The following is a 22,905-nucleotide window of genomic DNA, read 5'->3' as shown; positions in this document are numbered from 1 at the left end:
CAAACTCACCGCAAGGCTGAATCGAGTAAGCTCAAGCGGTGAAATTATGCGCAGTGCTGGAATAATCGCCAGATTGGCTTAGCTCTTGTTCTCGCTGGCTTTCACCTGCTGCCAGGCCTCTTCCATCTGATCCAACGTGGCATCGCTCATCGCTAAACCTCGTGAGGCGATGATGTTCTCAACCTGGCGGAAGCGGCGCTCAAATTTATCATTGGCTTTCTGCAGGGCGATTTCCGCTTTGCTGCCTAAATGGCGCGACAAATTGACGGTGGCGAAGAGTAAATCGCCGATTTCCTCTTCCAGCTTGTCGTTATCGACCACCGCTTGCTGCGCTTCATGCATCACTTCATCAATCTCTTCATGCACTTTATCCAGTACCGGTCCGAGATTGTTCCAGTCGAAACCGACCGTGCTGCAACGCTTCTGAATTTTGTGCGCGCGCATTAAGGCGGGCAACGCTTTGGGAATGTCATCTAAAACTGAATGCTGCGATTTTTCCGCGCGTTCATTGTGTTTGATCGCTTCCCAGTTTTTCAGCACTTCGTCGCTGGTCTCTGCCTTAACATCGCCAAAAATATGCGGATGGCGGCGCTCAAGTTTGTCGCTAATGGCGTTGCAGATGTCGTCAAAATTGAAATGCTGCTGTTCGTCGGCCATTTGAGCGTAGAACACCACCTGAAACAGCAGATCGCCCAGCTCACCGCGCAGATCGTCAAAATCTTCGCGCTGAATGGCATCGATGACTTCGTAGGTTTCTTCCAGCGTGTAAGGCGCGATGGAGGAGAAAGTTTGCTGACGATCCCACGGACAGCCACGTTGCGGATCGCGCAAGGTTTGCATGATGGTGAGCAGGCGGTTTAAGGCGGTCATGAGATGATCCTTTGGGGCTGGTATGTAAAAAGGTCGCCATGAATGACGACCCTACGACGTAATTTGTAGGGTCGCCGTTCATGGCGACCTGGAAATCAATGCAAACGGCGCGCGTCAATAATATCCGGCACCTGATTGAGACGTGCCAGCACGCGGCCGAGCACCTGCTGGTTATAGATCTCAATATCCATATCGATGGTTGCCAGCTGCTTTTTGGTATCGCTGCGGCTGGAGACGCCAAGCACATTGACCTTCTCGTTAGCCAGAATAGTGGTGATATCACGCAGTAAGCCGCTACGATCATTGGCGGTGACGCGCACCACCAGCGAGTAACCGCTGGAGTAATCTTCGCCCCACACGGCATCAACGATACGTTCCGGCGCGTGAGAAATCAGCTCAGTTAACTGATCGCAGTCGGCGCGGTGAATAGAGATGCCGCGACCCTGAGTGATAAAGCCCACGATATCGTCGCCCGGAATCGGCTGGCAGCAGCGTGCAATGTGGTGCAACAGATTACCCACGCCTTCCACCACCACACGACCGCTCTCTTTGCGGGATGAAGGTGCATGCGACTTTTGCGTCAGCTGGCGCAGCGCTTCGCGATCCTCCTCTTCGGCGCTCGGTTTATTGAGCTTGCCTTGCAGGAAATTCACCATCTGATTGAGGCGAATATCGCCGCCGCCGATCATCGCCAGCAACTCATCCTGCGAGCTGACGTTATAGCGCGGCAGCAGCAGTTTTTCCGCCTCGCGCATGCTGATATCCATCTGATTCAGCTCGCTTTCGAGGATCTGACGGCCGGCAATAATATTTTTGTCACGATCCTGTTTACGGAACCAGGCGTGAATTTTCGAACGGCCGCGGCTGGTGGTAATATAGCCAAGATTTGGATTGAGCCAGTCGCGACTAGGATTCGGTTGTTTCTGGGTGATCACTTCAATCTGATCGCCCATTTGCAGTTGATAGGTGAACGGCACGATGCGTCCGCTGATCTTGGCGCCAATGCAGCGGTGACCGATATCGCTGTGAATGTGGTAGGCGAAATCGAGCGGCGTTGAACCCGCAGGCAGATCAACCACATCGCCTTTCGGCGTAAATACGTAAACGCGATCGTCAAACACCTGGCTGCGCACCTCTTCCAGCATCTCGCCAGAATCAGCCATCTCTTCCTGCCAGGTAATCAGCTTGCGTAGCCAGGCAATGCGCCCTTCATGCCCCGCTGCGCCGCGCGCGTTGCTGGAGGTTGGGCCCTCTTTGTACTTCCAGTGCGCCGCGACGCCCAGCTCTGCATCTTCGTGCATTTGCCGCGTACGAATCTGGATTTCAACCGTTTTGCCCTGCGGCCCCAATACCACGGTATGAATCGATTGATAGCCGTTGGGTTTCGGGTTCGCGACGTAGTCGTCAAACTCACTCGGCAGATGTCGATACAGCGTGTGCACCGTACCGAGCGCGCCATAGCAATCCTGCAGACGCTCAGCCACGATACGCACCGCGCGCACGTCAAACAGCTCATCAAACGCCAGCGACTTCTTCTGCATCTTACGCCAGATGCTGTAGATGTGTTTTGGCCGGCCGTACACTTCTGCACGCACGCCCTCTTTCTGCATCTCGGCGCGCAGGTTATCGACGAAGTTCTCAATATAGCTTTCACGATCGATACGACGTTCATGCAGCAATTTAGCGATGCGCTTGTATTCGTCGGGATGCAGATAGCGGAAGCAGTAATCTTCCAGCTCCCATTTGAGCTGGCCGATACCCAAACGGTTGGCTAACGGCGCGTAGATATTGGTGCTCTCTTTCGCCGCCAGTACGCGCTCATCTTCTGGCGCGTCTTTCATTTCGCGCAGATGAGCGATACGTTCGGCAAGCTTGATGACCACACAGCGGAAATCTTCCACCATCGCCAGCAGCATGCGGCGAACATTATCCACCTGCTCTGAAGCCATCGAATCGTTGTGGATCGCTTTCAGCTGCCGAATAGCATCCATGTCGCGCACGCCGTGCACCAACATCACAATCTCTTTGCCGAACGCTTTCTCGAGGTCTTCCTCGCTCACCACATCCGCGTTGGCTAACGGGAACAACAGCGCAGCGCGCAGGCTATCGATGTCCATGCTGAGCATGGTGAGAATTTCCACCATCTCAATGCCACGCCACAGCAGCAGAGCTTGATCAGGATGGTTGTGCGTTTCGGCTTCACAGTAGCGCCACGCATCCGCCAGTCGCTGACAGGATTGCGGATTGTTGATACTTAAACTGGCGATCCACTGGTCGAGGGCAAATTCGCCCGCCGTATTTAAATGCGCACTTCTAACCGCAACCATATCCTCTCCTGCCACAGCGATGTGGACATCGCTTATGTTCTGCTAAACAGCACCATGGACTCGAGATGACTGGTATGAGGGAACATATCCAGCATCGCGACCCTTTCCAAATGGTAGCCCGCGGACAGCAATGTCTGGCTGTCACGTGCAAGCGTTGTTGGGTTACAGGAAACATAGACCACGCGTTGCGGCGCAAGTTTAACCACATGCGCCATCACGCCCGCAGCCCCAGCGCGTGCTGGATCCAGTAACACCTTATTAAATCCCTGCGTCGCCCACGGCTGACGCGTAACGTCTTCCTCCAGGTTATGCTGGAAAAAGCGAACATTCTTGAGATTATTCTGCTCAGCATTATACGCTGCCTGTTGCACTAATGCTGCAACACCCTCCACACCTACAGCATTTTGTACGAATTTTCCTACTGGCAAAGTGAAGTTGCCCATGCCGCAGAACAGATCCAGCACACGATCGTCTGGCTGCAAATCCAGCCACTCAATGGCTTTGGCGATCATTTGCTGATTCACGCCATCATTCACCTGAATAAAATTCTGCGGACTAAAGGCGAGCTGCAAATCAAATGCGCGATAAAACGGCTCACGTGCACTTAACGGCTGCAAACGCTCACTGCCATCAGCCAGCCACATCGACAGTTGCTGCTCATGCGAAAAACGTTCCAGTTTTGCGCGGTCGCCTGCAGATAATGCATCAAGATGACGCAGCACCATCAGCGGGCCATTATCCGCCAGTACCAACTCAACGTGCCCCAGGCGCCTAACCGCCTGCAAATCGCTAAGACATTGGTGCAGCGGTTGCAGTAGCGCTTCAAGTTCGGGCACCAAAACCGGGCATTGCTTCAACTCCACCAGATCGTTGCTGCCTGCCTGGCGGAATCCCATCTGCAAACGCTGCTGTTTAGGCTGCCATTGCAAACCTAAGCGCGCACGACGACGATAGCCCCACGCGCTGCCGCTGATGATCTCATCAACCGCCACCGGCAGCGGCGCATCGCGACTTAACATGCGGCTTAAGGCGCGCGCTTTACTCTCTTGCTGCAGTGCCACCGAGGCGTGCTGCTGCTGGCAACCGCCGCACACGCCGAAGTGGATACAGCGCGGTTTTTCCCGCTGTGGGCTGGGATTGAGAATCTTGTTCGCTTTGGCGCGCGCGTACTTGCTCTTATCCTCGAATACCGTCACTTCTGCCTGCTCGCCGGGCAGCGCGCCGCTGACAAACATCGCCTTGCCTTTATGGCGCGCAACACCTTGTCCAAAGGGATCAAGGTCTTCAATGGTGACGGATATGCGAGCCTTCGTCGTCACACGCTGTTTTGCAGAGTAAAATTGCGCCATAGTATTGTGAAATCTCTACTTTATTGGGTGTGCAGCCCCTAACCGAGCTTGCACAGGGATAAAAATGCCAGGAGTCGCCAGGCCACAATTATGACCAAATACAGCCTGCGGGCGCGAATGATGATTTTGATACTGGCGCCAACGCTGATGATTGGTCTGCTGCTCAGTACCTTCTTCGTGGTGCATCGCTACAACGAATTACAGCATCAGGTGCATGACGCAGGTGCAAATATTATCGAACCGCTGTCGGTTTCCAGTGAATACGGCATGACGTGGCATAATCGCGATGCGATTCGCGAGTTAGTCAGTCTGCTGCATCGTCGTCACTCCAATATTGTCCGTGCCATCACCATTTTCGACAACAACAATCACGTCTACGTCACCTCGAATAACAATCAAAATCTGGCGCTGCTGCAAAAAGAGGACATCTCGACATTGGAAGATGGCGTCTCCGTAGAGCGGCAAGGCAATTTGATGATTTTGCGCACGCCGATCATCTCTGAGCGCTACTCGGTAGATGAGTTGCCGGGCGAGGACGCCAAGCCGGCAGGCAATCCGTTAGGTTATGTGGCCATCGAGTTGGATCTGCAATCGGTACGACTGGAGCAGTACAAAGAGGTGTTTGTCGCCACGCTGCTGCTGCTGTTCTGCCTGTGCATCGCCATGCTGTTTGCCTATCGCCTGATGCGCGATGTCACCGGGCCGATTCGCAATATGGTAACCACCGTTGACCGCATTCGCCGTGGTCAGCTCGACAGCCGCGTGGATGGTTACATGCTCGGCGAGCTGAGTATTCTGAAGAACGGCATTAACGCCATGGCGATGTCGCTCACCGCCTATCACGAAGAGATGCAGCAGAACATCGATCAGGCCACTTACGATCTGCGCGAAACGCTGGAACAGCTAGAGATTCAGAACGTTGAGCTGGATCTGGCGAAAAAGCGTGCGCAGGAAGCGGCGCGCATCAAATCAGAGTTTCTCGCCAACATGTCGCATGAGCTGCGCACACCGCTGAATGGCGTCATCGGCTTTACCCGTCAGATGCTGAAAACCGGGCTGAGCACCAACCAGCGCGATTATATGAGCACCATCGAGCGCTCGGCCAATAACCTGCTGAGCATCATCAACGACGTGCTCGACTTTTCGAAACTGGAAGCCGGTAAGCTGGTATTGGAATCCATACCGTTCCCGCTACGCGCCACGCTGGATGAGACGCTGGTGCTGCTGGCGCCCTCCGCCCATGACAAAGGTCTGGAAATTACCGTCTGCCTGGAAAAACAGGTGCCGGATAATGTGATTGGCGATCCGCTGCGCCTGCAGCAGATCATGATCAACCTGATCGGTAACGCGATTAAATTCACCGAGCACGGTCATATCGATCTGCGCGTTGAGGTGCGCAGCCTTAGTGCCACGCGCGTCGAGCTGGAAATTCAGGTGCATGACACCGGCATTGGCATCTCCGAACAGCAGCAGTCGCAGCTGTTCCAGGCGTTCCGGCAAGCTGATGCCAGCATTACGCGGCGTCATGGCGGCACCGGGTTAGGACTGGTGATCACCCAGAAACTGGTGAGCGAAATGGGCGGTGAAATTGCCTTCCATAGCCGTCCGAACCAGGGTTCGACTTTCTGGGTGCATATTCATCTCGATCTCAACCCGAACGCGCCAGCCATTCCGCGCATGCTGGACGATTTGCGCGCCACACCGCTGGCCTATATTGAACCGCATCCGGCGGTGGCCAAAGCGGTGCAGGAGATGCTTAGCATCACGCCATTACAGGTACAGCACTTCTCCAGCCTCGAAGAGCTGCCCGATACGCACTTCCCGCTGCTGCTGCTGGGTTTACCGGTCACCGAACCGCATCCTGCTACGTTACCGGATGCGCTTATCCAACGCCTGCGTGGGCATGCCGATTCGGTGCTGCTGGCGCTGCCCAGCGACATGATGCTGTTTGCCGACGACCTGCGAGCTCGCGGCATTGCCGGGTGTATCGCCAAGCCGGTTTCACTGACGCGTCTGCTGCCGATGCTGTTGGACCTGCATGACGGGCAACGCGATGCTCTACCGCGCGGTGCCCGTCAGCCGTTAACGGTGATGGCGGTGGATGACAATCCCGCCAACCTGAAACTGATTGGCGCGCTGCTTGAGGAGCAGGTGCAGCACATCATTCTGTGCGATAACGCCGAGCAGGCGATTCGCCAGGCGCGCCTGCACAAGCTGGACGTAATTTTGATGGATATTCAGATGCCGGATATTGATGGCATTCGCGCCAGTGAAATTATCCGCAGCCTGCCGCTGCATGCCACCACGCCGATTGTCGCGGTTACCGCACATGCGCTGGACGGCGAACGGGCGCAGTTGATCAACGCGGGCATGAATGACTATCTGGCGAAGCCGATTGATGAGGACAAACTGAGCCAGCTGCTGCAACGCTATGCACCGCAGCGGTCCGCTGCGCAGCCGCTGCAGCCGGAGGTTGCGCCTTCGCTGGATTGGAGCTTAGCGCTGCGCCAGGCCGCGAATAAGGCCGATTTAGCCCGCGACCTGCTGCAAATGCTGCTCGATTTTCTGCCGGAAGTGGAAGATCGCGTTGAGCACGCGATAGCGAGTAATGATGTGGTTGGATTGCGCGAGATTATTCATAAGTTGCACGGCAGCGCCAGCTACAGCGGCGTGCCACGTTTGAAGCAGCTGTGTCAGCAATTAGAGAAGAGTTTGCATCAGGAGAGCGATATTGAGGCGCTGGAACCGGAGTTGCTGGAGCTGAGCGATGAGATGGCGAACGTCGCGCGGGAAGCGAGGAAGCTGCTAGCGTTGAGTTAATGCGCTGCGGTGATGGACCCGGTCGGCATAAATGCCGCCCCTACGGCGGCATTTGTAGGGGCGCCATTCATGGCGACCAAACTTCTTACAGCGCTTTCCCCGCCTTTATCGTCGCCGCCACATTGCGCGCCGTCAGGCGCACATTCTGCGCCGCATTGGCCAGCGCTTCTTCCAGGGAGCAGATGCTAAACAGCACGCTGAACACCGCATCTAACCCATGCTGATGCACCACGCCAACATCGGCCGTCAAACTCCCGGCGATGCCAATCACCGGCTTGTGATACTGCTTCGCGACTTTCGCAACGCCGACCGGCACCTTGCCATTGACGCTTTGGCTGTCGATGCGCCCTTCGCCGGTAATCACCAGATCGGCATCTTTCACCTGCTGGGCCAGGCCCAACGCTTCGGTGACAATCTCAATGCCGCTGCGCAACTCGGCCTGACAAAACGCATGCAAAGCCGCGCCCATGCCACCTGCCGCGCCGCCGCCGTCGATATGCAGCACATCAATATCCAAATCGCGATGAATAATCTGCGCGTAGTGTTCCAGGGCCTGATCCAGCTGCTGGACCAACGCTGGCGTCGCGCCCTTTTGCGGGCCGAAAATCGCCGACGCTCCTTTTTCACCGGTCAGCGGATTGGAGACATCGCAGGCAACCTCAAAACGGCACTGCTTAATACGGGGATCCAGCTGTGCGATATCAATCCGTGCCAGCTGCGGTAGCGCCCCGCCACCGTAAGCAATTTGCTGACCCTGATCGTCCAGCAGATGCGCGCCCAGCGCCTGCATCATGCCGGAACCGCCATCATTGGTGGCGCTGCCGCCAATGCCGATAATGACGTGATCGACTCCGCGGTCAAGTGCATCTTTAATCAGCTCGCCGGTGCCAAATGAAGTGGTAATCAGCGGATCGCGCTGCGCGGCGGGCACTAACTCCAGCCCGCTGGCCGCCGCCATTTCAATGAACGCGGTGCGCTCATCACCTGACAAACCGTAGAACGCATCCACCGGCTTACCGAGCGGTCCGGTGGCCTTCAGTCGGACAATGTTTCCCTGCGTTGCCGCCACCATCGCTTCAACCGTGCCTTCACCACCGTCGGCAACCGGTATTTTCACGTAGTCAGCTTCAGGAAAGATCTCGCGGAATCCCGCTTCAATCGCCGAAGCCACTTCCAGGGCGGATAAACTCTCTTTATATGAATCCGGTGCGATGACAATTTTCATAGGCAATCCAGCGCGGTTGATGACGGACATCCGTCCTGCAAAGGCAGTGAGCCGTCCGGCATCCGCAGATGCCGGACGCTTGCACTACCGGGTGATCTCAACTTTCGCTAATTTTTCATAATAGCAGGCCAGCGCGCTATGGTCGGAAGTGCCCTGTCCGTCCACCTTCAGCGCCTGCATCATCTCCATCACCGCGGCGGTCAGCGGCAGATGCGCGCCAATTTCGTGGGAAGTATCCAGCGCGTTGGCCAGATCTTTGATATGCAGATCGATACGGAAACCCGGTTTAAAGTTGCGATCTAACACCATCGGCGCTTTGGCATCCAGCACCGTGCTGCCTGCCAGGCCGCCACGAATTGCCTGATACACCAGCTCAGGATTCACACCCGCCTTGGTCGCCAGCGACAGGGCTTCCGACATCGCCGCGATATTCAGCGCTACAATCACCTGGTTCGCCAGTTTGGTGACGTTGCCCGCGCCGATATCGCCGGTATGTACCACCGAACCCGCCATCGCTTTCATAATGTCGTAGCACTGATCGAACACCGCTTTATCGCCGCCGACCATCACCGACAAGGTACCCTCAATCGCCTTCGGCTCGCCGCCGCTTACCGGTGCATCGAGCATTTTGATGCCTTTGGCTGCCAGCGCATCGTGCACTTCACGACTGGCTAACGGCGCGATAGAGCTCATATCGATAACAATCAGGCCCGGCTGTGCGCCCTCAATGATGCCGTTGGCGCCCAGGCAGGCTTCTTTCACCTGCGGCGAGTTCGGCACCATGGTAATTACCACGTCAACCTGCTCAGCCACCTCTTTAGCGCTTTTCGCCACGGTGGCGCCCAGTTCAACTAACTCTGCTTCGTTGCTGGCATTGTGGTCACGCACCACCAGCGAATAACCGGCTTTCACCAGGTTTTTACTCATCGGTTTGCCCATGATACCGAGGCCGATAAATCCAATTTTCATTGCCTTTCCCCTACGTCAGTTATTTTTTGAATTTGTCACACAGCGCCTGCGTGGCATTGCGGAAAACACCCAGATCGCTGCCGACCGCCACAAAGCTGGCGCCCCACTCAAGGTAGCGACGCGCATCGGCTTCAACCGGCGCCAAAATGCCACTCGGTTTACCCGCGGCTTTCGCGCGTTCAAACACGTGTTTAATCACTTTCAATACTGCGGGATGCGCTGGCTGGCCGAGATAGCCCAGCGCCGCTGACAGATCGCCTGGCCCGACGAAAATGCCATCAACGCCATCTACCGCAGCGATGGCATCAATGTTGTCCACCGCCTGCTGGGTTTCGATCTGCACCAGAACGGTGATGTTGTCGTTGATGGTGCTGTTGTAGTCAGGCAGCGTGCCGTACATGTTGCTGCGATGCGAAACCGAGACACCGCGAATCCCAGCTGGCGGATAACGGGTTGAGGCAACCGCGCGAATCGCCTCCTCCTCGGTTTCCACAAACGGCACCAGGAAGTTGTAGAAGCCGATATCCAGCAGACGTTTGATGATGATCGGTTCGTTGCACGGCGGACGCACTACCGGCGCACTGTGGCTGCCCTTCAGCGCCATCAGCTGCGGCACAAAGGTGGTGATATCGTTCGGCGCGTGTTCGCCATCCAGCACCAGCCAGTCAAAGCCCGCCAGGCCCAGCACTTCGGTGGTCAGTGGATTAGCCAGCGCACACCAACTGCCAATCAGGGTTTCTCCTGCCAGCAAACGGCGACGAAAATTGTTCGGCCAGGCATTGCTCATTGTCTTCACTCCTGTCGGTTACAGCAGGCTCCCGCGCGGGGAGCCGGAAAAGTTAGCGCACCAGGCACGGACGTTTGTTATCAAAGGTCCAGTTCGGTACGAGGAACTGCATGGCCTGCGCATCATCGCGCGCGCCTAAACCGTGTTGCTGATACAGCGCGTTGGCCTGCATCACCTGATCCATATCCAGTTCGACGCCAAGCCCCGGTTTCTGCGGCACTTGCACCATGCCGCCTTTAATCTGGAACGGCTCTTTCGTCAGACGCTGATTGCCTTCCTGCCAAATCCAGTGCGTGTCGATAGCGGTAATCGCACCCGGCGCGGCAGCGGCCACATGCGTGAACATCGCGAGGGAGATATCGAAGTGATTGTTTGAGTGCGAGCCCCACGTCAGGCCGAAGTCATGGCACATCTGCGCCACGCGCACTGAGCCCTGCATCGTCCAGAAGTGTGGATCCGCCAACGGAATATCGACCGATTGCAACGACAGCGTGTGGCCCATCTGACGCCAGTCGGTAGCAATCATATTGGTGGCGGTAGGCATGCCGGTGGCGCGGCGGAATTCAGCCATCACTTCGCGACCGGAATAGCCCTGCTCAGCACCGCATGGATCTTCCGCATAGGCCAGCACGCCTTTCAGCTGCTTGCCGAGCAGAATCGCTTCGTTCAGTGACCAGGCACCGTTGGGATCGAGCGTTACGCGCGCCTGCGGGAAACGCTTCGCCAGCGCCGTTACCGCTTCAGCCTCTTCGCCACCGCGCAGCACGCCGCCTTTCAGTTTGAAATCGTTAAAACCATATTTTTCGTAGGCCGCTTCCGCCAGACGCACCACCGTTTCCGGCGTTAACGCCTCTTCATGGCGCAGACGATACCAATCGCATTTGTCATTTTCCTGGCTCTGATACGGCAACGCGGTTTTCTTGCGATCGCCGACGTAGAACAGGTAGCCCAGCATCTCAACGCGATCGCGCTGCTGGCCATCGCCAAGCAGTGATGCAACGTTGACACCTAAATGCTGGCCCAGCAGATCGAGCAGTGCCGCTTCAATGCCGGTTACCACATGAATGGTGGTACGCAGATCAAAGGTTTGATTGCCGCGGCCGCTGGCGTCGCGGTCAGCAAAGGTGCTGCGCACCAGATTGAGGATATTTTTGTATTCGCCAACGGTTTTCTGCACCACCAGCGCCGCCGCATCTTCCAATGTCTGACGAATCTTTTCGCCGCCTGGAATCTCACCCACGCCGGTATGTCCGGCATTGTCTTTAATAATGACGATATTACGGGTGAAAAAGGGCGAATGTGCGCCGCTCAGGTTAAGTAACATGCTGTCGTAACCGGCCACCGGAATGACCTGCAGCGCTGTAATTTTCGGTGTCTGACTCATTTCCTGCTCCTTTGACTTAGCCGCGACCGAAGGCCGGACGCTTGCGGTCGAATGACCAATTGGGAACCAGATACTGCATAGCGGTGGCGTCATTACGCGCGCCGGCCGGCAGCGATTTGTACAAAGCATTGGCCTGATGCAGACGATCCCAATCCAGCTCAACCCCGAGACCTGGCTTATCCGGCACGGCGATTTTGCCGTTGCGGATTTGCAGCGGCTCTTTGGTCAGACGCTGATCGCCTTCCTGCCAAATCCAGTGGGTATCAATGGCGGTCGGTTTGCCGGGCGCAGCCGCGCCCACGTGGGTGAACATCGCCAGCGAAATATCGAAGTGGTTGTTGGAGTGGCATCCCCAGGTTAAGCCCCAGTCATCGCACAGCTGCGCCACGCGCACCGCACCGCTCAGCGTCCAGAAGTGTGGATCGGCCAGCGGGATATCGACCGAGTTGAGCATTACCGCGTGGTTCATCTCGCGCCAGTTGGTGGCGATCATATTGGTTGCCACCGGCAAGCCGGTGGCGCGGCGGAATTCAGCCATCACTTCGCGACCGGAGTAGCCTTGCTCGGCACCGCACGGATCTTCGGCGTAGGTCAGCACATCGCCCATGCCCTTACATAAGCGAATCGCTTCGTCGAGCGTCCAGGCACCGTTGGGATCAACGGTGATGCGCGCATCGGGGAAGCGCTTTTTCAACGCCGCCGCCGATTCGATCTCCTGTTCACCGGGCAGCACGCCGCCTTTGAGTTTGAAATCTTTAAAGCCGTATTTGTCCTGTGCTGCTTCCGCCAGACGCACCACGGATTCTGGCGTCAGCGCTTCCTGATGGCGTAAGTGATACCAATCGTGGCTGGCACCTTCGCCGGTCAGATACGGTAAGTCGGTTTTACGGCGATCGCCGAGATAGAACAGATAACCGAGCACCGTCACTTCATCGCGCTGCTGCCCCGGACCGAGCAGTTCCGCCACCGGCACGCCAAGGCATTGACCGAGCAAATCGAGCAGTGCCGCCTCCAGCGCCGCGACGGCATTGACGCGCAGTTCGAAGGTCCAGGCACCTTTACCGAAGGTATCGAAATCCGCCGACTGATTGCCTTTGTGCACCTGCTGCACCAGACGGTTCATGCGGGCCACCTGCTGGCCTTTAACCTGCGGAATCGCCTCGACCAGGGTTTGGTAGATGGTTTCGCCGCCCGGCGCTTCCCCCACGCCAGTGTGTCCGGCGCTGTCGGTGAGCACCACGATATTGCGGGTGAAGCAGGCGCTGTGCGCGCCACCGATGTTGAGCAGCATGCTGTCGTAACCGGCAACCGGAATCACCTGCATTTCGGTGATGACCGGCGTACTTTGCGTAGTCATATTCCGTCCTTATGGCCTGGTTTTCAGTTCGACGCGCTTAATATCGCCCGCAATCACCAGGAAGCTAAAGGCGGCGACAAAGGCATGGATACCGACATAAACCAGCGCGCCTTCGAACGATCCGCTGGTGGCGATGATGTAACCGATGGCAATCGGCGTGACGATGCCGGAGAAGTTACCGAACATGTTGAACAGACCGCCGCTCAGGCCGCTGATCTCTTTCGGTGCGGTATCCGCCATTACTGCCCAACCCAGCGCACCAATGCCTTTACCGAAGAACGCCAGCGCCATGAAGAACACCACCACCCATTCGGTGTCGGTGTAGTTACACATCACCATCGATATGGAGAGCAGCATGCCGAGCACAATCGGCGTTTTGCGCGCGATATTCAGCGAGCCGGTTTTACGCATCAGGTAATCGGAAATTACCCCGCCCAACACGCCGCCAAGGAAGCCGCACACCGCCGGAATCGAAGCAATAAAGCCGGCTTTCAAAATCGACATGCCGCGCGCCTGCACCAGATAGACCGGGAACCAGGTAATAAAGAAGTAGGTTAAGGCGTTGACACAGTACTGGCCGAGGTAGATGCCCAGCATCATGCGTGAGGTCAGCAGTTGTTTAATCTGGAACCACTTCTCGCTCCAGCTGACTTTGCGATCGTCTTTTTTGGCGTCCATGTTGATCAGTGCACCGCCCTGCTCCATGTACTCCAGTTCGGCTTTGTTCACGCCCGGGTGATCGGTGGGATCGTGGATCACTTTCAGCCAGATAAAGCTGAGGATGATGCCCAATCCACCCATGAACCAGAACACGTGCGCCCAGCCCACTTCAGAAACCAGCCAACCCATGATCGGCGCGAAGATCACTGTGGCGAAGTATTGCGCCGAGTTGAAGATCGCCACGGCCGTACCGCGCTCCTGCGCTGGGAACCAGGCAGCTACAATGCGGCTGTTGCCGGGGAAGGATGGCGCCTCGGCCAAACCGACCAGGAAACGCAGCATAAACAGCGAAACGATGATGCCGAAGCCGCTAAACACGTCGACGAAGCCTTGCAGCAAGGTGAACAGCGACCAGGTAAAGATGCTCCAGAAATAGACGCGTTTGGAGCCAAAGCGGTCAAGCAGCCAACCACCTGGAATCTGACCAATCACGTATGCCCACGAGAAGGCGGAGAAGATATAGCCCAGTCCGACCGAATCGAGGCCGATATCTTTGGACATCGCCGAACCGGCAATCGAAATGGTGGCGCGGTCACCGTAGTTGAATGAGGTGACGATAAATAACATCACCACAATCCAGTAACGGGCATTGGTGCGTTTCTGCACCGCTTCCGCTGTCTGGCTAAAACTATTCATGATGCACTCCTGAAATATAGCGCGAGCTACATTCGCTCTGACTGCATACACATCGCGTTGGGTATCAGAGAGAAGTTGGGTTAAACACGGCGATTTTTATTTTGGCAATACGATGATGCGTCGTGACGAATAACCTAACGTTGAAGAACGAGAATCAGTATAGGAACAGCCTTGAGGCGAAACACTGGAAGAAAGCATGAGGATTAAGGGAGATTGACACTGTTTTTATGGCATCTGCACATAACGCTGCGGGGTGGCTCACGGAACCGTTTTTTGCAGCCGTGTTTTGCCTGGTAAACGTACAGGCCGACTGCACTTTGTGAGTCCCTTCTCTTGTGTTTGGTTAAACGAACCAAATTGCCGACATAAAACCCCTTAAAGCCAGTCATTTGCACAATGCGTTACGCAAATACCCCTGCATATACTGAGGCTGGCAAAATACGATGACGTGATGAACACATTTAAACCGCGCTGCCATGTACAGTGCGACGAACTGGAAGGTGAGCAATGAACCGTCCTCTGACAGAAAAACCGCTCTATATCAAAGTGCACGATGCCGATAACGTGGCGATCGTGGTCAATAATCAGGGATTGCCGTCCGGCACGCGTTTCGACGACGGACTGCAACTAATCGAACATGTGCCGCAGGGACATAAAGTTGCACTTCGCGATATCCCGCAAGATGGCGCGATCCTGCGTTACGGTGAAGTGATTGGCTACGCGTTGCGCCCGATTGCGCAAGGCAGCTGGATTGAAGAGTCGCTGGTGGCGCTACCCGAAGCGCCGCCGCTTAACAGTTTGCCGCTGGCAAACAATGTGCCGCCCGCACTGCCAGCGCTGGAGGGTTATACCTTTGAAGGTTATCGCAACGCCGATGGCAGCGTAGGAACACGCAACCTGCTCGGTATCACTACCAGCGTTCATTGCGTGGCTGGCGTAGTGGATTACGTGGTGCAGATCATCGAACGAGATTTGCTACAGCGTTATCCCAATGTCGATGGCGTGGTGGCGCTGAATCATCTGTATGGCTGCGGGGTAGCGATCAATGCGCCTGCCGCGGTGGTGCCGATTCGTACCATTCATAATCTCGCGCTCAATCCCAATTTTGGCGGCGAAGTGATGATCGTCAGCCTCGGCTGCGAGAAATTACAACCGGAGCGTCTGCTGACCGGCACGCCGGACGTACAGGCCATTTCGCTCGATGATAACGACATTGTGCGACTGCAAGATGAGCGTCTGGTGGGATTCGGTGCGATGGTGGATGAAATCCTGCAGGTCGCCGAACGCCATCTGAAAAAGCTCAATCTACGCCAGCGGGAAACCTGCCCGGCGTCCGATCTGGTGATCGGCACGCAGTGCGGCGGCAGCGATGCCTTCTCGGGTGTGACGGCGAATCCCGCCGTGGGCTTTGCTTCCGATCTGCTGGTGCGCTGCGGCGCAACGGTGATGTTCTCTGAAGTGACTGAAGTGCGTGATGCCATTCATCTGCTGACACCGCGTGTGGTGGATGAAGCCGTGGGTAAACGGCTGCTGGAAGAGATGGCGTGGTATGACGATTACCTCAGCCAGGGCCAAACCGATCGCAGCGCGAATCCCTCACCGGGAAATAAAAAAGGTGGGCTGGCAAACGTGGTAGAAAAAGCGCTGGGCTCGATTGCCAAATCGGGACGCAGTCCGATCGTCGAAGTGTTGTCGCCTGGCCAACGTCCAACCCAACGTGGGCTGATTTATGCCGCGACGCCCGCCAGCGATTTTGTGTGCGGTACCCAGCAGATGGCATCGGGCATTACCTTGCAGGTGTTTACTACCGGGCGCGGCACGCCTTACGGTTTGGCAGCGATTCCAGTGATTAAGATGGCAACGCGCAATGCGCTGGCCGAACGCTGGCATGATTTGATGGATATCAATGCCGGAACCATTGCCACGGGCGAAGAGAGCATTGAGCAGGTGGGCTGGAGATTGTTTGAGTTGATTCTGGATATTGCCAGCGGACGCAAGCAGACCTGGTCGGATCGATGGGGAATTCGCAATCAGCTAGCGGTGTTTAATCCTGCGCCAGTGACGTAATTGCCCTCACCCCAGCCCTCTCCCGCAAGCGGGCGAGGGAGCCGTTTCGTGCGTGCAGTCGATTAAGTACTTCATGCGAGCTGAAGATAAAGTGCTTCGTGTAAGCAGGATGACCTGGCTAAACATTCCCTCTCCCGCTTGCGGGAGAGGGTTAGGGTGAGGGCAAAGCAATTACAGCAACTTACCCCAGCTCTCCACCCACGGCGAAGTCACCGATTCTGGTTCAGGATTTTCCGTCGCATCCACCAGCAACATCTCTCCAACACGCTTGGCGCTTTGATCCTGCAAGGTGACATCGAAGGTTTTACCGGCACCGCAGAAATTGTCATAGCTGCTGTCACCCAGACCAATCACGCCATAGCGCAACTCGGGCTGATAACCGAGATCATCACGTACCGCGACATACAGGCGGGCAATGTTGTCCGGAAAATCACCCTGGCCAGTCGTTGAAGTCACAATCAGCACCACATCTTTGCTGTATGCCTGCCAATCCGCCAGCGACGGATCTTCAAATACCTGTACTTCGTGGCCCTGATCTTCCAGCACCGTCTGTGCTTCTTCAGCCACCAGCAGCGCATTGCCGTAAACCGTACCTGTAAAAATGCCAATCTTTGCCATCTTGCCGCTCCTTTATTCTGTTGGATTATCCTGGACTGCATCAATGGCAAACTCAACCCTGGGAACATCAGGGATCTGATCCTGCCAGCCGAACTGCTGCAGCATCTGCTGCCAGACGCGATCCAATCCGGCGCGAATCACTAACGGCTCGCCGGTTACCGGATGCGTGAAGCTCAACGCGCTGGCATGCAGCATCAAGCGATTAAGCCCAAAATGCGCCGCCGCGCCGCGATTCTGCCGGAGATCGCCATGCGCGCTATCGCCGATAATCGGATGACGCAAATGCACCATATGGCGGCGCAGCTGGTGTTTGCGGCCGGTGTGCGGCGCCATCTCCACCAACGTATAGCGTGCGGTGTTATAACGACTGATGGCTACCGGCATTTCAACATGTGCCAGCGCCTGATAATCCGTTACCGCCGGTTGTGCCACAGGTTCTTGCGTGGCGAATTTGTCGGCAATCTTATCCAGCTCTTCCACCAGCGGATAATCGAGCGTCGCGCCGCCTTCCAGCCAGCCACGCAGCACCGCGTGATAGGTTTTCTGCATCTGGTGTTGCTCAAACTGCTGCGCCAGCAAATGCGCGACTTCGCTCGATAATCCCATCAGCAGCACGCCAGAGGTTGGACGATCGAGACGATGCACGGTGAAAACGTGCTGGCCAATCTGGTCGCGCACCGTTTGCATCACCACCACTTTCTCGTTGCGATCGAGCCAACTGCGATGCACCAGCCAACCGGCCGGTTTATTCACGGCGACCAGCCATTCATCTTGATAGAGGATTTCGAGCATCAGGCGGAGGGTTCCTGGAAGAGCGCATCAAAGTGATTAATTGTCAGCAATAACGCCGCATAACCCGGCGTGTCGGCTGGCAATGCCACTTCATAATAGGGTGCGATAGCGAAATTTTGCGGTAACGGCGCACCGCTCTCAAGCAGCGCGTAAAAACGCGGCATCAAAACCCATTGCAGCCATTGCAACGGCTCCATGGTATCAAGACAGAAAGGTTCGGTGCTGGCGAAGGCGCTCGCCTCAGGCGCTTGTGCCTGCCAATGGTCGTGTTCGCGCATTACCGCCTCGACCTGCTGCAGACGCTGAATAATCATTTGCGACGACATGCGCCACCTCCAGAGCAAAAATGGGCGGCAAGCATATCATCAGTCACGCCTTGCGCAAAAAAGCATAAAAAAAGGGAGCACTGTGATTACAGTGCTCCCGGTTTTCGTTCGCAGCATTCCCGCCACAGCTGTGCTCCCTGCTCATCCATGACAACTGTTCCTGCGCTTTCCATCGCTTGTCATCGTGACATTAATCCTTAGCGTCCTGGCCCGCCACATTCCGCATGGCTCTCATTCTCCATCCTGGAGGTGTCCCTTAACTCAATCCTGAGTGTCCTGCTTCTTCCTGAAGCCTTCCGTGTGCCGTAAATTCCGTTACGTTCCCGCCTCGTGGCTGATGTTCTCCTGAACATCTCTTAATCCCCAGCATCCTGCCAGTGGTGACTATTCTCTCAGAAACCATCGCAATAACAAGCCAGTAAGAAGCATTAATGGATTAAGCCTGGTCTTAATTTTCAGAATGATGCCATAAGTTCATGATTCACAATATTTTTACATTAGCGACGTGCAGATGCCTGCGAAATGATCTGGCGATCTCTCACACATCGCGTGAGAGATCTCTCACAGAGCACAGGCGAAAAATCTGCAACTCAGCCACTAACCGGTTGTAAAGCATTGAGAAATGTCTTAACGGAAGTGGCCAGTACTTCGCGCTTTTTAGTACCGGGCTCCTCAATAATCACCTCGCCGGTAAGATTACATAACGCAACCACCTCATTATCAGAGTCGGTCGTTGCTATAAATAAGGTCGGAGCTTGTCTTAAGCGGCGCTTCATCACCAGATGACCAATCAGGTTCTCCTGCAGGCGGGTAAAATCGGCTTCGCTCCAGACCTGCAGCATGCAAAGTGGTCGCTGTTCAAAGGTTGCCATCATGTCGCCAGCAAATTGCGCGGTGTAAAAGGCGGTGATTTCGGGCTGCAGCTGAATATCCAGCGCGCGCTCCACTGCCTCAAGCGTGGCGGGCAACGTAAACGGCTGCGGCTGCCATAATACACGGTCATCCAGGGTGCTAATAATGCAGTCTGATGGTACGCCAAGCAGATCGGCGCTGGCCGGAAAATGTCCGGTTTGCTGCTGCCAATGTTGAACATAGCGGGCGGTAAACTCGCGCAGAGCCTCTGCGGTTTGCTGCATCATTCATATTCTCGTCGGTGATGGGTTACACTTAGCCACTTTGATGAAATTCAGTGGTAACCGTTATGTCTTCTGAAAACCGGGACCAGGCATTAAGCGGCCTGACCTTAGGTAAGCCCACGGCTTATGTCGATCGCTACGATAGCACGCTGTTGCAATCGGTGCCGCGCAGCCTGAACCGTGAGCCGCTTGGGCTCTATCCAGACAATCTGCCCTTTTCCGGCGCTGATATCTGGACGTTGTACGAACTTTCCTGGCTCAACAGCAAAGGCGTACCGCAGGTAGCCGTTGGTGAAGTGGTACTTCGCGCCGACAGCCAAAACCTCATCGAGTCAAAGAGCTTTAAGCTTTATCTTAACAGTTTTAATCAGACCGTTTTCGCCGACTGGGGCGAAGTGCGCCAGACGCTGGAGCGCGACCTCAGCGCCTGCGCCAATGGCCACGTCACCGTGGCGCTGTTCCGTCTCAGCGAAGTCGAAGGACAGCCGATCGGTCACTTCAGCGGTGAAGTGATTGATGAACAGGATATTGAGATTCACGATTACGCCTTCAATGCGGATTACCTGGCGCAGGCTGCGGGTCGTGAGATGGTTGAGGAAACGCTGGTCAGCCATTTGCTGAAATCCAACTGTTTAATCACCAATCAACCCGACTGGGGTTCAGTGATGATTCGCTATAAAGGGCCGCGTATCGATCGTGAAGCGTTACTGCGATATCTGATCTCTTTCCGCCAACACAATGAGTTTCACGAGCAGTGCGTTGAACGCATTTTCAACGACGTTCAGCGCTTTTGTCAGCCAGAGTCGCTAACGGTCTACGCGCGCTATACCCGCCGTGGCGGTCTTGATATCAACCCATGGCGTAGCAACGTGCCCTTCTCTCCGGGATATTCCCGCCTGGTGCGCCAGTAACAGATTGCGAGACGCCTCGCAGGCCGCTGCATGGATGCGCGGTTCCTCTTGAGCATCCACGGCGGACAACGTTACTCTGTTGAAGGCGCGATCGTCACAGCATGCGCGACCAGGGATTTTCGTCTCTGCGCTCAATACGTTAAGCGCAGCGTCATCAGTCACGCATTTGCGTGTAAAGGAGTTCTCTTGATTACACATATCAGCCCGCTTGGCTCGATGGATTTGCTCTCCCAATTAGAAGTCGACATGCTGAAGCGCACGGCCAGCAGCGACCTTTATCAGCTGTTTCGTAACTGTTCGCTGGCGGTGCTCAATTCCGGTAGCCAGACCGACAGCAGTCATGAACTGCTTTCGCGCTTCGAAAATTTTGATATCAACGTGTTACGCCGTGAGCGCGGCGTAAAGCTGGAGCTCATCAACCCGCCGGAAGAAGCCTTTGTTGACGGCCGCATTATCCGCTCGCTGCAGGCCAACTTGTTTGCGGTGCTGCGCGATATTCTGTTTGTGAATGGCCATCTTTCAGCGATTGAACGTTTCCAGCCTGAAGATACCGAAGACTCCGCGCACATCACCAACCAGGTGTTTTCGATACTACGCAACGCGCGCGCACTTCATATCGGCGAGTACCCGAATACCGTGGTTTGCTGGGGCGGCCACTCAATTAATGCGGTGGAATATCAATATTGCCGTAACGTCGGCACCCAAATGGGCCTGCGTGAACTCAACATCTGTACCGGCTGCGGGCCAGGTGTGATGGAAGCGCCAATGAAAGGTGCTGCTGTTGGTCATGCGCAGCAGCGCTATCACGACAGCCGTTTTATCGGCCTGACTGAACCGTCGATCATCGCCGCGGAGCCACCGAATCCGCTGGTCAATGAGCTGATCATCATGCCGGATATCGAAAAACGTCTCGAAGCTTTTGTGCGTATGGCTCACGGTATTGTGATCTTCCCTGGCGGTGTCGGCACGGCAGAAGAGTTCTTGTATTTGCTGGGTATTCTGATGAATCCGCACAACAGTGAGCAGGTGTTGCCCCTGATTCTGACCGGCCCCAAAGAGAGCGCCGATTACTTCCGTGTGCTGGATGATTTTATTGTTAACACGTTGGGCGAAGCAGCACGTAAGCACTACAAAATCATCATTGATGACGCCGCTGAAGTCGCGCGTCTGATGAAAAAAGCCATGCCGCAGGTGAAGGAATATCGTCGCGAAACCGGCGATGCGTATAGCTTCAACTGGTCGATTCGTATTGCACCGGAATTACAGGTTCCCTTCCTGCCCACGCACGAGAATATGGCTAACCTGAAGTTGTTCCCGGATCAGCCCGCCGAACTGTTGGCGGCCGATCTGCGTCGCGCCTTCTCTGGCATTGTGGCCGGAAACGTTAAGGAGATTGGGATTCGTGAAATTCGCGAAAAAGGCCCGTATAAACTGCATGGCGACGCCAATCTGATGCACCGCATGGACGAACTGCTGCAGGGCTTTGTTGCGCAGCAGCGTATGAAGCTGCCGGGCAGCGCTTACACGCCCTGCTACGAAATCATCAAATAACTCATCAGGAAGGCAGCCTGCGGGCTGCCGCTATCGCTATGTCGTTTCATCTTCTTATCATTGATGCGCTTAACCTGATCCGCCGCCTGCACGCCGTTCAGGGCTCGCCGTGCCGTGACAGCTGCGTTGCCGCCTTACATCAGTTATTAGGCCATACCCAGCCCACGCACGTGGTGGCAGTTTTTGATAGCCATGAACGTCAGCCGGGTTGGCGCCATCAACTCCTGCCAGATTACAAAGCTGGTCGCCCGCCGATGCCGGAAGATTTACAGCGGGAGATGCCGGCGCTGCAGGCTGCATTTCACGCTGCGGGCGTCAGCTGCTGGGTAGCGGATTTAGACGAAGCCGACGATCTTGCTGCCACGCTGGCAGTAAAAATGGCGGATGCCGGTCATCAGGCAACGATTGTGTCCACTGATAAAGGCTATTGCCAGTTGCTGGCACCGAATATTCGCATTCGCGACTATTTCCAGAAACGCTGGCTGGATGTGCCCTTTATCGAACAGGAGTTCGGCGTCTCGCCTGCACAGTTACCCGATTACTGGGGATTATGTGGTATCAGCAGCAGTAAAATCCCCGGCGTGCCCGGTATTGGCCCCAAAAGCGCCCGTGAATTGCTAATGCAGTTTGGCTCGCTTGACGCGATCTACCAGCAATGGGATCAAGTGCCGAGTAAGTGGCAGGGAAAATTGCAGGAACAGCGGGAAATGGCAGAAATTTGTCGTAAAGTCTCGACGTTAAAACGAGATTTAGTGTTGCAGGGCAATCTCAACACGCTGAGATATAACGCTAAATAGCGGTCGCCATTAATGGCGACCCTACAAAAAAACTGCGTTATGAAACATATCCGCCAAAATAATTTGCACTACAGCAAGGCGGCAAGCGCGCGAGTCCCCGGGAGCATACATCAGTATGTGATCGGGGCGAGCAAACGCAGCCAACGCCGCTGTAGTGCAAAGTATGACGGCGGCAGGCATCCGCCAAAATAATTTGTGCTACAGCAAGGCGGCAAGTAAACGAATCCCCGGGAGCTTACACAAGTAAGTGACCGGGGTGAGCA

At 55.6% G+C, this 22,905-nt stretch carries 18 protein-coding genes; 5 read left to right on the top strand and 13 right to left on the bottom strand.

All coding sequences use genetic code 11. From position 1 onward, the window contains the following. Positions 1-78: 78 nt before the first annotated feature. From mazG to rlmD, 3 genes are all read right to left on the bottom strand, one after another. On the bottom strand, positions 79-870 hold the full coding sequence (gene mazG / locus AC790_RS18020) for a nucleoside triphosphate pyrophosphohydrolase (protein ID WP_049852652.1): 792 nt from the start codon (positions 868-870) through the stop codon (positions 79-81). A gap of 95 nt (positions 871-965) precedes the next feature. Further along, on the bottom strand, positions 966-3,197 hold the full coding sequence (gene relA / locus AC790_RS18015; RefSeq protein WP_007891725.1) for a GTP diphosphokinase: 2,232 nt from the start codon (positions 3,195-3,197) through the stop codon (positions 966-968). A gap of 32 nt (positions 3,198-3,229) precedes the next feature. Then, a complete protein-coding gene (gene rlmD, locus AC790_RS18010; RefSeq protein WP_049852651.1) occupies positions 3,230-4,546 on the bottom strand; it encodes a 23S rRNA (uracil(1939)-C(5))-methyltransferase RlmD in 1,317 nt (438 codons plus the stop codon). A 90-nt stretch (positions 4,547-4,636) separates the two neighbouring features. Here rlmD and barA point away from each other — a divergent pair, with 90 nt between their 5' ends. Then, complete coding sequence (gene barA / locus AC790_RS18005; RefSeq protein ID WP_049852650.1) at positions 4,637-7,366, top strand: two-component sensor histidine kinase BarA; 2,730 nt, start codon at positions 4,637-4,639, stop codon at positions 7,364-7,366. A gap of 85 nt (positions 7,367-7,451) precedes the next feature. Here barA and AC790_RS18000 read toward each other — a convergent pair whose 3' ends face one another. The 6 genes from AC790_RS18000 to AC790_RS17975 form a co-directional block, all read right to left on the bottom strand. Then, entirely contained in the window at positions 7,452-8,591 is a 1,140-nt protein-coding gene (locus AC790_RS18000; protein WP_049852649.1) for a glycerate kinase, read from the bottom strand. 84 nt (positions 8,592-8,675) lie between these two features. Continuing rightward, positions 8,676-9,560 carry a 2-hydroxy-3-oxopropionate reductase gene (gene garR, locus AC790_RS17995; RefSeq protein WP_049852648.1) on the bottom strand — a complete coding sequence of 295 codons (885 nt, stop codon included), beginning with the start codon at positions 9,558-9,560 and terminating at the stop codon, positions 8,676-8,678. Positions 9,561-9,579: 19 nt separating this feature from the next. Further along, complete coding sequence (gene garL / locus AC790_RS17990) at positions 9,580-10,347, bottom strand: 2-dehydro-3-deoxyglucarate aldolase (protein WP_049852647.1); 768 nt, start codon at positions 10,345-10,347, stop codon at positions 9,580-9,582. Positions 10,348-10,399: 52 nt separating this feature from the next. Then, on the bottom strand, positions 10,400-11,731 hold the full coding sequence (gene gudD / locus AC790_RS17985) for a glucarate dehydratase (protein ID WP_007891732.1): 1,332 nt from the start codon (positions 11,729-11,731) through the stop codon (positions 10,400-10,402). A 16-nt stretch (positions 11,732-11,747) separates the two neighbouring features. Then, positions 11,748-13,088, bottom strand: coding sequence for an enolase C-terminal domain-like protein (locus AC790_RS17980; protein ID WP_049852646.1), 1,341 nt, complete (start codon positions 13,086-13,088; stop codon positions 11,748-11,750). 9 nt (positions 13,089-13,097) lie between these two features. Further along, the gene (locus tag AC790_RS17975; protein WP_007891734.1) at positions 13,098-14,444 is read right to left on the bottom strand and encodes an MFS transporter; all 1,347 of its coding nucleotides are present in this window, start codon (positions 14,442-14,444) and stop codon (positions 13,098-13,100) included. A 507-nt stretch (positions 14,445-14,951) separates the two neighbouring features. Here AC790_RS17975 and garD point away from each other — a divergent pair. After that, positions 14,952-16,511, top strand: coding sequence for a galactarate dehydratase (gene garD, locus AC790_RS17970; protein ID WP_049852645.1), 1,560 nt, complete (start codon positions 14,952-14,954; stop codon positions 16,509-16,511). Between the two features lie 171 nt (positions 16,512-16,682). Here garD and AC790_RS17965 read toward each other — a convergent pair whose 3' ends face one another. The 4 genes from AC790_RS17965 to syd all read right to left on the bottom strand — a co-directional run bounded on the left by AC790_RS17965 (position 16,683) and on the right by syd (position 19,386). Beyond that, the gene (locus tag AC790_RS17965; RefSeq protein WP_049852644.1) at positions 16,683-17,129 is read right to left on the bottom strand and encodes a flavodoxin; all 447 of its coding nucleotides are present in this window, start codon (positions 17,127-17,129) and stop codon (positions 16,683-16,685) included. Positions 17,130-17,141: 12 nt separating this feature from the next. Next, positions 17,142-17,921: a tRNA pseudouridine(65) synthase TruC gene (truC, locus tag AC790_RS17960; RefSeq protein ID WP_007891737.1), complete on the bottom strand. Its 780-nt coding sequence runs from the start codon at positions 17,919-17,921 to the stop codon at positions 17,142-17,144. After that, on the bottom strand, positions 17,921-18,247 hold the full coding sequence (locus AC790_RS17955) for a YqcC family protein (protein ID WP_049852643.1): 327 nt from the start codon (positions 18,245-18,247) through the stop codon (positions 17,921-17,923). The genes truC and AC790_RS17955 overlap by 1 nt, the downstream gene beginning before the upstream one ends. A gap of 590 nt (positions 18,248-18,837) precedes the next feature. Beyond that, positions 18,838-19,386 carry a SecY-interacting protein gene (gene syd / locus AC790_RS17950; protein ID WP_049852642.1) on the bottom strand — a complete coding sequence of 183 codons (549 nt, stop codon included), beginning with the start codon at positions 19,384-19,386 and terminating at the stop codon, positions 18,838-18,840. A gap of 62 nt (positions 19,387-19,448) precedes the next feature. Between syd and queF the strand changes: the two genes are divergently transcribed. From queF to xni, 3 genes are all read left to right on the top strand, one after another. Then, a complete protein-coding gene (queF, locus tag AC790_RS17945; RefSeq protein WP_007891740.1) occupies positions 19,449-20,294 on the top strand; it encodes an NADPH-dependent 7-cyano-7-deazaguanine reductase QueF in 846 nt (281 codons plus the stop codon). A gap of 186 nt (positions 20,295-20,480) precedes the next feature. Then, the gene (ppnN, locus tag AC790_RS17940) at positions 20,481-21,845 is read left to right on the top strand and encodes a nucleotide 5'-monophosphate nucleosidase PpnN (RefSeq protein ID WP_007891741.1); all 1,365 of its coding nucleotides are present in this window, start codon (positions 20,481-20,483) and stop codon (positions 21,843-21,845) included. 38 nt (positions 21,846-21,883) lie between these two features. Further along, a complete protein-coding gene (xni, locus tag AC790_RS17935; protein WP_049852641.1) occupies positions 21,884-22,642 on the top strand; it encodes a flap endonuclease Xni in 759 nt (252 codons plus the stop codon). The last annotated feature ends 263 nt before the right edge of the window (positions 22,643-22,905 follow it).

This window comes from Pantoea sp. RIT-PI-b (assembly GCF_001187905.1).
Lineage (GTDB): Bacteria > Pseudomonadota > Gammaproteobacteria > Enterobacterales > Enterobacteriaceae > Pantoea > Pantoea nemavictus.
The sequence above is the reverse complement of the archived record's forward strand: the minus strand, read 5'-3'. Positions and strand labels throughout refer to the sequence as shown.

Bases quoted from the DNA above. Each gene is read 5' to 3' on its own strand.
- rlmD (WP_049852651.1), bottom strand. From the start codon at position 4,546: ATGGCGCAATTTTACTCTGCAAAACAGCGTGTGACGACGAAGGCTCGC.
- AC790_RS17980 (WP_049852646.1), bottom strand. From the start codon at position 13,088: ATGACTACGCAAAGTACGCCGGTCATCACCGAAATGCAGGTGATTCCG.
- AC790_RS17975 (WP_007891734.1), bottom strand. From the start codon at position 14,444: ATGAATAGTTTTAGCCAGACAGCGGAAGCGGTGCAGAAACGCACCAAT.
- barA (WP_049852650.1), top strand. From the start codon at position 4,637: ATGACCAAATACAGCCTGCGGGCGCGAATGATGATTTTGATACTGGCG.
- truC (WP_007891737.1), bottom strand. From the start codon at position 17,921: ATGCTCGAAATCCTCTATCAAGATGAATGGCTGGTCGCCGTGAATAAA.
- xni (WP_049852641.1), top strand. From the start codon at position 21,884: ATGTCGTTTCATCTTCTTATCATTGATGCGCTTAACCTGATCCGCCGC.
- relA (WP_007891725.1), bottom strand. From the start codon at position 3,197: ATGGTTGCGGTTAGAAGTGCGCATTTAAATACGGCGGGCGAATTTGCC.
- garL (WP_049852647.1), bottom strand. From the start codon at position 10,347: ATGAGCAATGCCTGGCCGAACAATTTTCGTCGCCGTTTGCTGGCAGGA.
- mazG (WP_049852652.1), bottom strand. From the start codon at position 870: ATGACCGCCTTAAACCGCCTGCTCACCATCATGCAAACCTTGCGCGAT.
- gudD (WP_007891732.1), bottom strand. From the start codon at position 11,731: ATGAGTCAGACACCGAAAATTACAGCGCTGCAGGTCATTCCGGTGGCC.
- AC790_RS17965 (WP_049852644.1), bottom strand. From the start codon at position 17,129: ATGGCAAAGATTGGCATTTTTACAGGTACGGTTTACGGCAATGCGCTG.
- AC790_RS18000 (WP_049852649.1), bottom strand. From the start codon at position 8,591: ATGAAAATTGTCATCGCACCGGATTCATATAAAGAGAGTTTATCCGCC.
- queF (WP_007891740.1), top strand. From the start codon at position 19,449: ATGTCTTCTGAAAACCGGGACCAGGCATTAAGCGGCCTGACCTTAGGT.
- garD (WP_049852645.1), top strand. From the start codon at position 14,952: ATGAACCGTCCTCTGACAGAAAAACCGCTCTATATCAAAGTGCACGAT.
- garR (WP_049852648.1), bottom strand. From the start codon at position 9,560: ATGAAAATTGGATTTATCGGCCTCGGTATCATGGGCAAACCGATGAGT.
- syd (WP_049852642.1), bottom strand. From the start codon at position 19,386: ATGATGCAGCAAACCGCAGAGGCTCTGCGCGAGTTTACCGCCCGCTAT.
- AC790_RS17955 (WP_049852643.1), bottom strand. From the start codon at position 18,247: ATGTCGTCGCAAATGATTATTCAGCGTCTGCAGCAGGTCGAGGCGGTA.